We start from the raw sequence: 13,035 nt of genomic DNA, 5'->3' as shown, positions 1-13,035 counted from the left end.
CCCCTGCAAAAACAGGGGCTACGCTGCTAGATTTGCTGAGGTACTTTCTTCATATCTTTTACTTTATTTTTTAATGGAAGCATCCCTTCAATATGACATTCAATACAGTCCCCGTCTTCAATAACAGCCGGTCCCGGCGTTCCGGTGAGGATGATGTCACCTGGATGCAGCGTCATGACTTTTGAGAAAAATGAAACACAGTATGCGACGTCGTAAATCATATTAGACACTGTATTTTCATGCTGCATGTCTCCATTTAGCAATGTGCGCACTTGAAGTGATTTCACGTTTGATATACTTTCTTTTGTGATAAATTCTGAGCCTATACTGCAAAATGTATCAAAGCTTTTCGCTCGCATTAAGTAACGATGATTCGCCGCGTGAATATCAGCTGCGGTTACGTCAATTGCTGACGTATAACCAGCAATTACATTTATGGCTTCATCTGGCTCTATATCCTTACACGTTTCGCCGATTACCACCGCTAGTTCCGCTTCAGCCGTTGTTTTGTAGGACTGCTTTGGAATACGAATGCTGTCATCTGGTCCAATAATGGCGGTTGCGGGTTTTAAAAAACTAACTGGATCAATGGCACGGTCGTAGTCTCTTAGTTTTTCTTCAGAAGCCGCATAATTAAACCCAATGCCTAACAATTTCGACGGGTTACTAATGATAGGAGCTGTTTTTCTGCCCTGCAAGTGCAGTACGGGAAAAGAGCTGTTCATACCAAATTTATTATGGGCGTACCATGTTTCAAGGTGGCGAAGTTCTTTATATTGAATAAGATCCCAAATTGTTGTAGACCAGTTTGTTAAATATTTAGTATTAATATCTTCTATAAGCAGAATGCTGTCATTGTCTAAAATAGCTGCTTGTTCTTTCCCTTGCTCTATTATATTTACTAACTTCATGATACGCTCCTTACCGATGCTTGAATGATACGACCGCTGTTTTCTTTTACCCAATTTAATAATTTTTCATCTTGGTTGTATCCTGCAATAAAAGATAAACCGACTGGCAAACCGTCTAGTTCTCCTGCAGGTATCGTAACTTGGGGAAGACCGCTCAGACCGGCAATACACGTCATTTGAAGTGTTCGCAATCTTCTGTTTTCTAACTCTGGTCCTTTTGCATCTTTTACAGGCGCGGGTCCTGGAGCTGTAGGAAGTACTAATATTCCTTCTTCTCCAAGCTGTGAGTACATAAAATAGCGAAGTTCACGACGCTTTTCTTCTATATAATTCATATTTAATAATGTAAGAGTGCTGGCCCACTGAAAGCGGCTTCCGATGTCTTCTCCAAAGGTTGGATTTTCTTTTTGAATCCACTCTCCGTGCGTTTGCCAGATTTCTTTTCCTTGCAGCAAACGGAAAGTTTCCATATATGTAGAAAAACCCTGAGGAGCAATCGCTATCTCTTCTATAGTAGAAAAAGACTCCATTAAGTGGTTAATAGACGGCGCAAGAGCTCGCATGCTTTGTTCATCCACAAGTTCCATCACATCTGTTGGTACATACAGCCGTGTAAATCCACTAGCACGCGACGTTGAATTCAATAAAACCGCTCCAACTTTTTGCAGAGTGTGGCCGTCTCTAGCCATTACACCAACTGTATCAAAGCTTGGAGCCAGTGGAATCAGACCGTTTGTAGAAATGCGTCCGTGAGAAGGACGATACCCAAAAATACCGCAGTAGCTTGAAGGAATTCGAACCGATCCTCCCGTATCTGTTCCAATCGCAAAATCAGTTATTCCCGCTGCGACAGCAACCGCTGATCCGCTTGAAGAACCTCCCGGAATTCGATCTGCGCTTTTTGGGTTTACCGGTGTTCCGTAATGCGCATTTTCTCCATTTAATCCGTACATAAGCTCGTCAGTATGCGTAACTCCCTTTAGTGCAGCTCCTTCTTTTAAAAGAGCAGCTACTACGTCTGCATGTTCACTTGCAGGCTGATGCGTGGAGAGCCAATCTGGATTTCCCGCACTTGATATATGTCCTTGTACATCAAATACGTCTTTTAACGCAAAACTCAAGTTATTTAACATTCCCGTTCCCGTTGGAGGTACGTAAAGATCACTGTCTACAAATGCGTTCCACGTATCTTTCATTCAACCATCTCCTCATTTCTTATATCTGTTTAGAATATAAAATTTGGAATAAGCTGGTCAATGAATGTGTCAGGTCTGTTAACATTAATATTATGCAAATCTTCCAGTTTCCCTTTTCCTAGAGAAACTAGCCGTTTCATTTCCCTTTTAGCACGTTTGCGAGTAAAGTAGAAACATATCATTTTATGAAAAGGACTATCGCGATGGAACAATCTACTACGCTTTTCTTATTTATTTTATTAGCTTTTGTGCTAACAAGAGGCATTCCCTTTATAGGTTCATTTGCTCCTAGCATTAATCAGCTACTTCGGCATATTGGACGTTATTTTTCAAATTTAAATACGATGTTTCATGAAGATGGCCACGCGTTAATGGGGCTTATTGTCGGAAAAGGCGTCAACCGCATTGAGCTGTATACCAATAATGAAGGCGTAGCTGTGACTGCCACCTACGCGGGATCCCGTGGATGGCTGCCGCGCGTCATTATTGCTTTAGCCGGCTACCCGTTCAGCTCAGCAATGGCTTATTTGTTTTTCTACCTGCTCGTTCACCATCACTACGACTGGCTTTTTTACGGGTTAGGAAGTGTGGTTGTTATTAATTTACTGCTTTGGGTACGTAACGGATACGGAATTGTGTGGCTTTTTTCTATCGGTTTGATCCTCGGAGGTATTTATTATTTACAAGACCCACAGCTTACGCGCTACAGCATGATGTTTGTTGGTGCGCTGTTACTTGTAGAATCTCTATTTTCTGCCTTTATCATTTTTGTGTTAAGCATCAGATATCCACACGATGCAGGTGACGCTACGAGTTTAAAGCAGCTTACCCATCTTTCAGCACGCTTTTGGGGTTTTTTATTTTTCGCACAGGCCGTGTATGTGGCTTATTTGATTTTTCAACTGATTTATTAGGAAACGATGCAGAAGAAACAATATAATTGTTGCTTCACAAACATATATATTTAAACAAAGGATGCTTCTCGTTTTGTGAGATAGCATTCTTTATTTACGTTTTCCTTGCAATGGATTTTTATCTAAAAGCACCTTGATAAAAGAAACCCGACGTTTTAATGTTTTGTCTAAAACAAAAAAGCACCTTCTAAGTAGAAAGACGCTTTATTATAGCTACCTTTTTAAAGTTTGACTCAACAATTATTGAAAGTCTTGTAAAATCACAAAAAAACACGTTTAACTACATTAATAATCTTTCAATATTTTTGTTAACTTTTAACTTTTGAATAAAATAACGCACGAAATAATGTATGAAACTTTTTCCTATAAAATTTAATATACCCTCTAAAGATACTATATTTTTTATATTTTGTTGAAGGTTGATAAAGATTAGTTATCTCCGATTTATTTGGAAAAAGCCATCTCTTAAAAAAGATCATTGAATGCTTAAACCGGTCATATTCAGATAAATGGACACGAATAAGATTTTTAAATCCTTTTACGCTTTGTCTGTCTCCATAACGTATTTCTTGATAATTCCACCATATTTTTGGTTTTTTATTAAAAGGAAGGCTATTAATTTGATCCAGATGTGGAAATTGATTATAAACAACTGTTAATGTGCTTGTTAGTCGTTTTAAAGTTTGATCGTTCTTTGCCATTTTAAATAACGCATCGTAATTGATTTTATGATTCAAGACATGTATAGCTTGTATAATATCGATAAAATATTTTAAAGAATCCATTCCATGCTTCCACCCATGAAGGCAAATCATATAAAAGGTATGTATTTCAGACAGTTGTTTTATATGTTTGTAACCTTCTAACGGAGTAGAGTGCTTCCAAAATTGCTCAATTTCTAATGAGGAACTCTCCTCTTTAAGAAGATCCCAATGAAGTTCAATAGCTAACGGAACAGGTGAATGAGGGATCGCTTTACCAAACGAACGATGAAAGTGATGAGATGAGTATTCTCCTTCTGTATCGTATTCTAATTCTTGAATACACCCTATCGCTTTTTCCATATCCTCTTTACGAATTAATATATCAATATCCGTTGTCCGTCTTGCACTAAAATGACCAAAATACGTTTCATTAAATAAAATTCCTTTTAAGGGAATGGCAGAAATATCGTTAGCTTCAAACGTATCCAAAATGAGCTTCAGCTGATTTTTAATATAAAGGTTGTTATACAAAATAGCTTGGTATTCTGTCTTTAGCTGATTTTGAAAATATGTTGGCGTTTGCTCGATTCTTCCCTGCTGTTTTAACAAGGAATATACCGTTGCTGATAAGTGAAAGTATTCGATATCTTCTAATATAGCGTTGTAATCATTCCGATTTTCTGGTAACGGACGGTTTTGATCATATAATGCTTGAATAAATTCAATAAACATTATGGAAATCCTCCTAATTTATATTTCTTTACAGCATGATTGCTCTTTCTTCGTTATTAGAAAGCTGTGATGTGTTGACATGAGCAAGGTCTCGGTATAAACCTGGCTGTTGAATCAGCTCTTCATGCTTTCCTGATTGAATCAGTTTTCCATTATCAATAACAACAATAGAATCAACATTTTGAATGGTTGATAAGCGATGAGCAATTACAATCGTTGTCCGATTTTTCATAATTCCTTGCAGCGCGTCTTTCACTAAATATTCCGTTTCGTTATCTAATGCGGACGTTGCTTCATCAAGCAACAGAATAGGTGCATTCTTCAAGATGGCGCGAGCAATTGCCATCCTTTGTTTTTGCCCCCCCGATAATGTTACCCCTTTTTCGCCTATTTTCGTCTCATACCCATGAGGAAGTGACAGAATGAAGTCATGAATATGAGCAGCTCTTGCAGCTATGACTAGCTCTTCTTCAGTTGTCTGAGGATTGGCTAAAAGCAGATTTTCTCTTATAGTACCAGTAAAAAGAAAAGTTTCTTGTGGGACATATGCAATTAAGTTCTGCAGTTCAGATGCAGTAAGAGCACTAAGCGGTGTTTGATCTATATAAATTTTTCCGGCTTGAGGGTGATAAAAACCTTGTAATAAGTTAAATAGAGTCGATTTACCAGCACCGCTCGCTCCAACGATAGCTATACTTTTCCCTGCCGGTATTTGTAAATTAAAATGTTCAAAAATACACCTTATCCCGTCATAGCTAAAGGTTATATCTTGAAAATAAATAGCTTTTTGCTTTGGCTTCTCTTGAGAAAACTCAGGAAAATCAATAGTTTCATGCTGCTTTAGTATATGGGCTATTCGTTCAATTGCTGATATAGACCGTTGAAATGCAGCCCACTGTCCTGCCAGTCCATTTAATGGATAAATTAGACGGTTGCTGAGACTTACAAACGCTAGAAGGGAACCGACCGTTAACATCCCTTTTGAAACAATTAAGGCGCCGAAGCAGAGAGTGACTAGAAAGGCTATTAATGCAATAGCTTCGCCTCCTGCATAAAATAACCCCTTCATTTTTCCATTATACAAATCTAATGCTAAAGCTTGCTGGTTTTGCTGACGGTATTTACTAAAGAAAGATCTTTCTAATAAAAAAGATCGAATGACAATAAACCCTTGAAAGATTTCAGATAAACTACTGGTCATTTCACTGTTTAGCTTCAAAATTTCCCTGCTGCTGTTGCGTAATAAAAAACCAAAAATACCACCTGCAATGACAGCAATAGGTATAATAAATAAACCTACAAATGAAAGTAATAGGCTGATATGGGATAGATAAAGAAAGATCGCAATAAATAATAACGGTAGTTTTATAAGGTTAATAAGATTGCGCCCAATCATTCCGTCTATGCTGTTAATATCATTGGTAAAATGAGAAATAAATTCTCCAGAGTGGGTTCTATGAATTTTATGAACGGGAGAAAGTAACAGTTGCCTTAGCAGCTGCTCTTTTAAATCTCGTTTAATAGAAGATGTTGCAATCGTTTCAATATACGTATCATAATAGATGGTAAGAAAGCTTATTAGTATTAGACCAAAAGCAAGTGGCAGCAAGTGCTTAACGCGGGTAAAGTCCCCTTGAACGGCAGCGTCTGAAAGATCTCCAAGAAACCATGCGGAGACAAGAGTAATTAAAATGTCCGTCAATAAAAAAAGCATTAGCCCTGCGTAAGCTTTCCAATGTTTTTTAAGTAAAGGGGATACAATTGAAAAAGCGCTTATCATTTCCTCTCTGTCAAAATACTGCTTTATATCAGCTCGGTTTAATTTCATCATAACACTCCAAAAATAAGCGATTAGCTTAATTAACTATTTTTTGATTGATATATTTTTTTAAGAAACGGGAGCTAAAAGGAAAAAAAAGCATTAACCAGCACCATATATAGTCAAAAGGAGCAGCCATATAAACTTTTTTTTGATTTTTTCTAGAGATTGCCGTCAATTTCCCAATAACTTGTTCTCTCATTACAGGCTCATCACAGTAAAGATTAGTATCTCCTTTAAATATATAGTGCAACTGCTCGTTCTTGTGTCCTGTTTTAATTAATCGATGAGCAATCAATTGCCCGCTTTCCGTATGAAAGAGACCGATATCACCTTTTTTTAAAACAGTTGCTTTTTCAAAGGTGCAAAGGTCATTTTGACGAATGCAAGGGTACATGCTGAACCCCTCAGAAGGAAAATGAACATACCCTTTTTTTTCTATAACATTCTTCAACAATAGTACGCTTTCTTGGTTAATTGACATGATCAATCAATCCATATTTTATCAACTCAGATAGAAAGCTTTCCATATCTTCAAACGAAAGTTCGTCTTCTATTCGATAATCCGTTTGCAAAGATTTAATCAGCGAAGGAATTGTACAAGGCCTTTCAAGTAAAGACCAGCAGTAACCTCCCAATTCGTTAATTTTTGTTACTGTATACGCTTCTGTATTTAAAATCACCCATTCACTGTCAAGCTGAACGGCCTCCATATCTTGATTTCGAACAAACTGCTTCATTAGGATATCAACTCCCAAAACGTATTATTTTTTTGAAAGTAAAGATCATATACAGGTACATGATCTAATACCTCTTTTATCATTTGTACAATTTTTTTTGTTTCCTCTCGGTCTTTATTCCAATAAAAGACCTTATCCATTATTTGAAGCAAAGCACTTGCTTTACCCAGCTTTATTCTCTCGTTGTTCAAAGATTGATGCAGCAGCTGAATACTTGCTAGTGGAATAGTTCCTTCAATAGATGGAGCTGAGAGCTCACTCCGAAATGGAGAATTAAACACAGTAATTTTATTTTTTTCAACCTTTAGAAGAGTTGCTTCATCAGAAAGAACAGGTCTTGGAGCGGACAATTGTGCACAAGTTGATTTTCCTGCTCCGGATTGGCCAGCAAATAAATGGGCCTTTCCTTTTTCAGTTGCACATGAGGAATGAATAAGCAGCCCCCAGTTGTGATAAACAATATAAGAACTATAAAAATTCATAAGCGCATGCTTTAAAGCTAATTCATCATAAATTTGAATTTGAGCCTTTCCCTCGCTCAAATTTGCTTGAATTCTATAATCAGCTCTTTGAAAAGATATAGTATCTGCCTCTTGTTCGACTTCTACTTGATAGTCTACAAAAGGAATTCCATATCCACTTTCTATATGTATAACCATATCTGGGCATTCAATTTTAGAAAAAAAAGGCTCGTAGTTTTTTTGAATTAAATTTAAAATCTGAAATGAATGACAAACAATTAAAGCTTGATGCTCTCCAATTCTCATTGTAACTTTTTCCATAATATGCTCCTTCAATTTTTAAATAGAGAAAAACAAGTAAATGTTAGGCATCTATACAATCATCTATATGTAGCATTCAACATTGATTTAAAAATAATAGATTTTGTTAAGATGCCTAACAAGTGGGTTTAGAACCTCTTTTTATATCCTTTTTTACGGTCTATTTGGATTGTTTGGTGGAAAATTAACACCCCCATTACCATGTCCAGGGTGGTCTTGGTTACCTTTTCCAGGATTCCAACTTTGAGCAGTTTCAAATCTAATAGGCTGATGATCCATAACCATTGGGCGCTTAGATGATACGCCTGGTTGTTTTTTTGTCATTTTCATAATGTAGTCCTCCTTCCAATTCGTCATATTATTCAGATTATATATAATAATTTGAGGGTTCTTTTTTAACTCCTTGACCTCGAGGATTAAAGAGGTTACTATACCTCAACTCCTAGAAGCAAAGTGATAAGGTTTCCCCTCAACTATTAACCTAGTAACTAGAAAAACACTTCACAAAAAGTAATTTGTTTCACATGAATTTCACGCTTCTATACATTCTTTTTAAAATTTTTATATGTCCTTTAGACAAGGGGATAAAAGACAGTTGTGACACTACTCGCTTTCCTTTCATACTTCATAATAACGTTCATTATAAAGAACAAAACTTCAACAGATATCCCTGACTAGTCATTTAAACCTATTAAACCCGGAATCATAATACTTAATAACTAGTTGTTTTCTATTATAAAGAACAAAATAAAAATAGTAAACCTTTATTAAGAACAAAAAGATATGAATTTTTACAAAATTCGTACCTTTATTAAGAACATCACTTTTTTTTATTTTATTTATCTTTGCTTATTATTGGAATAGAAGCAAATTTATGTGGTAGATGAGTGAAAGTAGTAAACCATCGTATATGTATCTAGCAACTATAAATATATAAATTTTCAACCTAGTTGGTTACGCTTATTATGTATAAAAAAACACCCCTTCTAGTAGACATAAGTACACTTAAAACAATTAAGGGCTAAAAGGTTCTAAGCTGGTTAGTTGAAAGTAAATATATAATAATTTATACACTATTGTTAAATAGTGGTTTACCAGTTCCCTAAATGAGGTATATATTGGGTACTATGAAGTCGTAAAGAGGTGTGGGATACTTGTCATTATTTTTAAAGTGGAAGCAAAAGAAGCAGGAAAAAGAAGCAGAGCGTGTTCTTGAGGAATCAATCTCAAAAAGAAAAGACTACTGGAACACAATTGGACATGTAGACGGAGACGTATTAACTCATTTGTTAAATCCCATGTTTTTTGGCGGACCTGCTTGGCCATCTGGACGTCAAACATTTATTCGTGTTCAAAAAACAGAGACGGTTATTCTCGCAAGCGACGGCTTGTCCGATCCGTTTCAATCCCCTGAAGAAAAGAGCCGAAAGCAAGGAAAAGGGTTAGAATTCTATATCGAATGCGATGATGAATCTCTGCGCGGGCCTTTATCTGATATTCAGGATCACTGGGCATTTGACCTTCTTTATCAAATGAGTCAAAATGCTGCCGCTCATCCTAATATGCTAGAACTATTCATGAAGCATGATGTTCTTTCAATTGAATTTACGGATTTGGACGTACCGCCTCATTTTGTAAATAAAAATGGAGATATTGGTGTATTGCTAGGAGTTCAGTCTCCTTCTGTTTCAACTAGCCTCTCTTTACCTTACGAATCTATTAAACTGATTAGCATGAAGCTTCTTACACCAAACGAATTAGATTATGTGCGCGAACAAGGAGCGCAAGGACGCAGGCAGCTCGCTGAAACATTTCAGCTGTCAAAAAGTTATCATATTACCATGACTAAAAGAGAGTCTCTTATTTAAAAGAGGTTCTTTTTTTGTTTCTGCTATTGAAATAGAGCCCTGTAGAATATACTCCTTATTTACGTGTAACTCAAGTTCACATACTTTTTTAAGGCTGCTTTTCATATGAGCGTACTATTTTTGATTCATGGTATATTTTGCTATAGTAAAAAAGAAGATATAAAAAAGGAGATGGACGTTAGACATGGCAGAAAAAGTGCAGATTGGAAAATCCGAATTATACGTTAACCCTATTGGACTTGGAACAAACGCTGTAGGAGGACATAACTTATATCCTAACCTAAACGAAGAAGTCGGCAAAGACCTTGTTCATAAGGCGCTAGATAATGGCATAAACCTACTTGATACAGCGTTCATTTATGGTCCAAAACGTTCTGAAGAACTAATTGGTGAAGTGCTAAAAGAACGCGGGAATCGTGAAGAAGCGGTTATCGCTACAAAAGGAGCACATAAAATTGTTGGAGATGAGGTACTGCTAGACAATTCTCCTGCGTTTTTAAAACAGTCGGTTGAAGATAGCTTAAAACGCCTTCAAACAGATTATATCGATTTGTATTATATTCACTTTCCAGATAAAAACACACCTAAAGACGAAGCGGTCGGTGCGTTAAAAGAATTAAAAGATGAAGGAAAGATCCGTTCTATTGGCGTATCAAACTTCACATTAGATCAGTTAAAAGAAGCAAATAAAGATGGTTATGTAGACGTGGTACAAGGCCAATATAACTTAATTCAGCGAGAAGCAGAAAACGATATTTTACCTTATACTGCTGCAAACCGCATTTCATTTATTCCATACTTTCCGCTAGCTGCTGGTTTACTTGCTGGGAAATATGATAAAAATACAAAGTTTAATGACCTTCGCGAAGATATGCCTCATTTTATCGGCGAAGCATTTCAGCAAAATCTAGAAAAAGTAGAGCGTCTCCGTCAAATCTCTAGCGCAAAAGGCGTAGAAGTAGCTCATCTTGTTCTGGCTTGGTACTTAACGCGCGATTCAATTGATGTATTAATTCCGGGGGCAAAACGCGCTGAGCAAGTACTCGATAATTTAAAAACATTAGATGTTCAGCTCACTTCTTCCGAAATTAAAGACATTGATCATATTTTTAAATAATATAAAAAGAGCTTTACCATAGGTAAAGCTCTTTTTTCTATACAATTCCGCCGGCTAATAAAACAAATCCTGTAAAGAAGAATCCCAGCTGTACAAAGCTTGTGATGTACTCTTTCGTTTCTTGTTTATATTTCCATTCATCTATACTTTTCAACAAAATATTCACGACTAAAAATAGGAAAGATACGATATAAGGCTCCACAAACATAAAGATCATATCGAGGAACAGAAAAAGAACAAAAGCTATCGTCACATACTTATCCCATCGGCCTAAGGCTAGACTTTCATACTCATATTTGCCCCAAAATTTGCTGCGAGGTATATCAAGCACTTTTCTTAAAATAAAATCTACTACGACTGCTGCTGCTACTAGCATGATTAATATATACATTGTCATCTCTCCTTCCTTTTTATGGTATCATTTCAGCTCGTTTCTGTTAAGGTCTCAGCTACAAAGTGCTTAAACTGCTTTATTTCTTCTGTTTCGCCTTCTGTTACGATATACGTATGCGAAGAAGGCCGGATAATTTTTTGCTGTGAAATTACGCTTAACGTTTGATTTTCAACTTCCTTTTTCACCATGGAAAATGGCAAATAAGATACGCCTAAACCTTCTTCAATAAAGCGCTTTGTAATTTCTACTTGCGTCACAGGAAGCAGCTGAATGTGAGGATAACAAGCCTTGATTTGAAGGAGTAAATCTTCCCAATAAACAGGATGATTATTCGTAAGCAGCCGGTAGGAAGATAACAGCTCCTGTTCCGTACGTGCCCCTGCAGAAAACGGGGCAACTAAGACTGCTTTTTCTTTATGTATTAACTCATAAAAAACGTCTGCCTGACCCGGAAGCATCCTTGTTAATCCAATATCTGACCTTCTGTCGCTGATGTCTTTTCCCACTTGAAACGAATTTGTAATATTAACCGTGACTTCAATATGGGGATATCTCTCTACAAATTGTTTGATTAGAATCGGCAAAACAGATGCTGCTATTTGAGGAGCAGCGGATATAGTCAGTTTTCGGTTATATCCTTGCTTCCATAACTTAAAATTTCCTACTCCTTCTTCATATGCCCTCACCATTTTTTGAGCATGAGGCAAAAAAAAGCGTCCTGTCTCAGTCAGCGTGATATATTTACCTTTTTTTTCAAAAAGCTCAGCGCCTAGCTCTTGCTGCAGTCGCTGAATATGCTTTGATACAGCAGGCTGTGTTAAAAATAAATCTTCAGACGCTTGCCTGAAATTTTCATAAGAAGCCGCTATGATGAATGTTTTTAACCATTTGATCTCCATTTTCTTCTCTCCATCTCTTTCTATTCATAACAAACTGGAATCAATACTGCTTATTTTTGTTTATTTTCTTTTCTACCAAACTTCTATACGATATATGTATCTCAATATTACCAAATAAAGGAGCTGTAAAAATGAAAAATAATGTGAAAGAAAAATTTAATGCTCATGCTTCTCAGTATGATGAGCAGCGCCGCAAACTTATTCCTTGTTTTTTTGATTTTTATTCCATTCCCGTTTCTCTTCTTCACTTTTCAAACAAGCCGCTTCGCGTACTTGATATCGGAGCAGGTACAGGATTGTTTTCTTCTTTTGTCAAAGAAAAATACCCAGATGCTCATTTCACGTTGATTGACGTGTCAGATCAAATGCTTGAAAAAGCTAAGGAGCGCTTTAAAAACGAACAGCATATAGAATTTATCGTATCAGATATAACAAGCTACAAATTTGAGCACTCATTTGACATTGTGATTTCTTCACTTGCTATTCATCATTTAGAAGACGAACAAAAACAAAAGCTGTATGAACAAATTTACGATTTGCTGCATACAGGAGGAATATTTATTAATGCCGATCAAGTATTAGGCCATTCTTCTATTATTGAAGAGTTATATAAAAAAGACTGGAGCAAAAGAATTGCCGCAAGCGGATTAACTCATGAGCAAATTGAGGCTGCTCATGAACGTACGAAGTTAGATAAAATGGCAACCCTACATGATCAGTTAAATTGGTTAAAAGCAAGCGGATTCAGCACAGTGGATTGCATCTATAAATTTTTTAATTTTGTTGTAATGTATGCTCAAAAATAACGGTTTAAAAACTACTTGTCTCTTTGTGAACTGAACCCAAAAAGTTAGACACGTTATTTAGGCAGCTAATGAGGATTGAATTCTGTATTCTACAGGGGTCAATCCTTTTAATTTTTCTTTTATTCGCAGATGGTTGTAATAGAGGATATAGGC

General features: G+C 36.4%; 15 protein-coding genes. 4 read left to right on the top strand and 11 right to left on the bottom strand.

Going from position 1 to position 13,035, the window contains the following annotated elements:
• Positions 1-26: 26 nt before the first annotated feature.
• The gene (locus MMB68_RS13400) at positions 27-911 is read right to left on the bottom strand and encodes a fumarylacetoacetate hydrolase family protein (protein ID WP_277548990.1); all 885 of its coding nucleotides are present in this window, start codon (positions 909-911) and stop codon (positions 27-29) included.
• Positions 908-2,107: an amidase gene (locus tag MMB68_RS13395; protein ID WP_264408953.1), complete on the bottom strand. Its 1,200-nt coding sequence runs from the start codon at positions 2,105-2,107 to the stop codon at positions 908-910. Before MMB68_RS13395 ends, MMB68_RS13400 begins: the two co-directional genes overlap by 4 nt.
• Positions 2,108-2,310: 203 nt before the next feature.
• Here MMB68_RS13395 and MMB68_RS13390 point away from each other — a divergent pair, with 203 nt between their 5' ends.
• Positions 2,311-3,021, top strand: coding sequence for a M50 family metallopeptidase (locus MMB68_RS13390; RefSeq protein ID WP_221786062.1), 711 nt, complete (start codon positions 2,311-2,313; stop codon positions 3,019-3,021).
• 308 nt (positions 3,022-3,329) lie between these two features.
• Here the strand turns inward: MMB68_RS13390 and MMB68_RS13385 are convergent, their stop codons facing one another.
• From MMB68_RS13385 to MMB68_RS13360, 6 genes are all read right to left on the bottom strand, one after another.
• Positions 3,330-4,457, bottom strand: coding sequence for a nucleotidyltransferase family protein (locus tag MMB68_RS13385; RefSeq protein WP_221786061.1), 1,128 nt, complete (start codon positions 4,455-4,457; stop codon positions 3,330-3,332).
• 28 nt (positions 4,458-4,485) lie between these two features.
• Positions 4,486-6,288, bottom strand: coding sequence for an ABC transporter ATP-binding protein (locus MMB68_RS13380; protein WP_264408952.1), 1,803 nt, complete (start codon positions 6,286-6,288; stop codon positions 4,486-4,488).
• A 25-nt stretch (positions 6,289-6,313) separates the two neighbouring features.
• Positions 6,314-6,760: a S24/S26 family peptidase gene (locus MMB68_RS13375; RefSeq protein ID WP_221786059.1), complete on the bottom strand. Its 447-nt coding sequence runs from the start codon at positions 6,758-6,760 to the stop codon at positions 6,314-6,316.
• On the bottom strand, positions 6,750-7,016 hold the full coding sequence (locus MMB68_RS13370) for a PqqD family protein (protein WP_221786058.1): 267 nt from the start codon (positions 7,014-7,016) through the stop codon (positions 6,750-6,752). The genes MMB68_RS13375 and MMB68_RS13370 overlap by 11 nt, the downstream gene beginning before the upstream one ends.
• Entirely contained in the window at positions 7,016-7,798 is a 783-nt protein-coding gene (locus tag MMB68_RS13365) for a hypothetical protein (protein WP_221786057.1), read from the bottom strand. Before MMB68_RS13365 ends, MMB68_RS13370 begins: the two co-directional genes overlap by 1 nt.
• 153 nt (positions 7,799-7,951) lie before the next feature.
• Positions 7,952-8,128 (bottom strand): hypothetical protein, encoded by a 177-nt coding sequence (locus MMB68_RS13360; RefSeq protein WP_221786056.1) that lies wholly within the window; start codon positions 8,126-8,128, stop codon positions 7,952-7,954.
• Positions 8,129-8,952: 824 nt separating this feature from the next.
• Between MMB68_RS13360 and MMB68_RS13355 the strand changes: the two genes are divergently transcribed.
• Both MMB68_RS13355 and MMB68_RS13350 read left to right on the top strand, forming a co-directional pair.
• A complete protein-coding gene (locus MMB68_RS13355; protein WP_221786055.1) occupies positions 8,953-9,666 on the top strand; it encodes a suppressor of fused domain protein in 714 nt (237 codons plus the stop codon).
• Positions 9,667-9,850: 184 nt separating this feature from the next.
• The gene (locus MMB68_RS13350; RefSeq protein WP_045293165.1) at positions 9,851-10,783 is read left to right on the top strand and encodes an aldo/keto reductase; all 933 of its coding nucleotides are present in this window, start codon (positions 9,851-9,853) and stop codon (positions 10,781-10,783) included.
• A gap of 37 nt (positions 10,784-10,820) precedes the next feature.
• On the opposite strand, the gene MMB68_RS13345 is transcribed toward MMB68_RS13350, so the two are convergent.
• Together MMB68_RS13345 and MMB68_RS13340 are read right to left on the bottom strand one after the other, a co-directional pair.
• On the bottom strand, positions 10,821-11,174 hold the full coding sequence (locus MMB68_RS13345; RefSeq protein WP_277548983.1) for a DUF4181 domain-containing protein: 354 nt from the start codon (positions 11,172-11,174) through the stop codon (positions 10,821-10,823).
• Between the two features lie 32 nt (positions 11,175-11,206).
• Positions 11,207-12,076: a LysR family transcriptional regulator gene (locus tag MMB68_RS13340; RefSeq protein ID WP_277548981.1), complete on the bottom strand. Its 870-nt coding sequence runs from the start codon at positions 12,074-12,076 to the stop codon at positions 11,207-11,209.
• A 131-nt stretch (positions 12,077-12,207) separates the two neighbouring features.
• On the opposite strand from MMB68_RS13340, the gene MMB68_RS13335 reads away from it, so the two are divergent.
• Complete coding sequence (locus tag MMB68_RS13335) at positions 12,208-12,882, top strand: class I SAM-dependent methyltransferase (protein WP_221786051.1); 675 nt, start codon at positions 12,208-12,210, stop codon at positions 12,880-12,882.
• Between the two features lie 57 nt (positions 12,883-12,939).
• Here MMB68_RS13335 and MMB68_RS13330 read toward each other — a convergent pair.
• Positions 12,940-13,035: IS3 family transposase (locus tag MMB68_RS13330; RefSeq protein WP_251400393.1), on the bottom strand; the 96-nt coding region annotated here is incomplete at its 5' end.

Origin of the sequence: Priestia sp. Y58 (genome assembly GCF_029522095.1) — a bacterium.
Taxonomy (GTDB): domain Bacteria; phylum Bacillota; class Bacilli; order Bacillales; family Bacillaceae_H; genus Priestia; species Priestia megaterium_E.
The sequence above is the reverse complement of the archived record's forward strand: the minus strand, read 5'-3'. Positions and strand labels throughout refer to the sequence as shown.

Coding starts and splice junctions, on each gene's coding strand:
- MMB68_RS13390 (WP_221786062.1), top strand. CDS start 2,311: ATGGAACAATCTACTACGCTTTTCTTATTTATTTTATTAGCTTTTGTG.
- MMB68_RS13350 (WP_045293165.1), top strand. CDS start 9,851: ATGGCAGAAAAAGTGCAGATTGGAAAATCCGAATTATACGTTAACCCT.
- MMB68_RS13345 (WP_277548983.1), bottom strand. CDS start 11,174: ATGTATATATTAATCATGCTAGTAGCAGCAGCAGTCGTAGTAGATTTT.
- MMB68_RS13385 (WP_221786061.1), bottom strand. CDS start 4,457: ATGTTTATTGAATTTATTCAAGCATTATATGATCAAAACCGTCCGTTA.
- MMB68_RS13395 (WP_264408953.1), bottom strand. CDS start 2,107: ATGAAAGATACGTGGAACGCATTTGTAGACAGTGATCTTTACGTACCT.
- MMB68_RS13360 (WP_221786056.1), bottom strand. CDS start 8,128: ATGAAAATGACAAAAAAACAACCAGGCGTATCATCTAAGCGCCCAATG.
- MMB68_RS13340 (WP_277548981.1), bottom strand. CDS start 12,076: ATGGAGATCAAATGGTTAAAAACATTCATCATAGCGGCTTCTTATGAA.
- MMB68_RS13365 (WP_221786057.1), bottom strand. CDS start 7,798: ATGGAAAAAGTTACAATGAGAATTGGAGAGCATCAAGCTTTAATTGTT.
- MMB68_RS13370 (WP_221786058.1), bottom strand. CDS start 7,016: ATGAAGCAGTTTGTTCGAAATCAAGATATGGAGGCCGTTCAGCTTGAC.
- MMB68_RS13400 (WP_277548990.1), bottom strand. CDS start 911: ATGAAGTTAGTAAATATAATAGAGCAAGGGAAAGAACAAGCAGCTATT.
- MMB68_RS13375 (WP_221786059.1), bottom strand. CDS start 6,760: ATGTCAATTAACCAAGAAAGCGTACTATTGTTGAAGAATGTTATAGAA.
- MMB68_RS13335 (WP_221786051.1), top strand. CDS start 12,208: ATGAAAAATAATGTGAAAGAAAAATTTAATGCTCATGCTTCTCAGTAT.
- MMB68_RS13380 (WP_264408952.1), bottom strand. CDS start 6,288: ATGATGAAATTAAACCGAGCTGATATAAAGCAGTATTTTGACAGAGAG.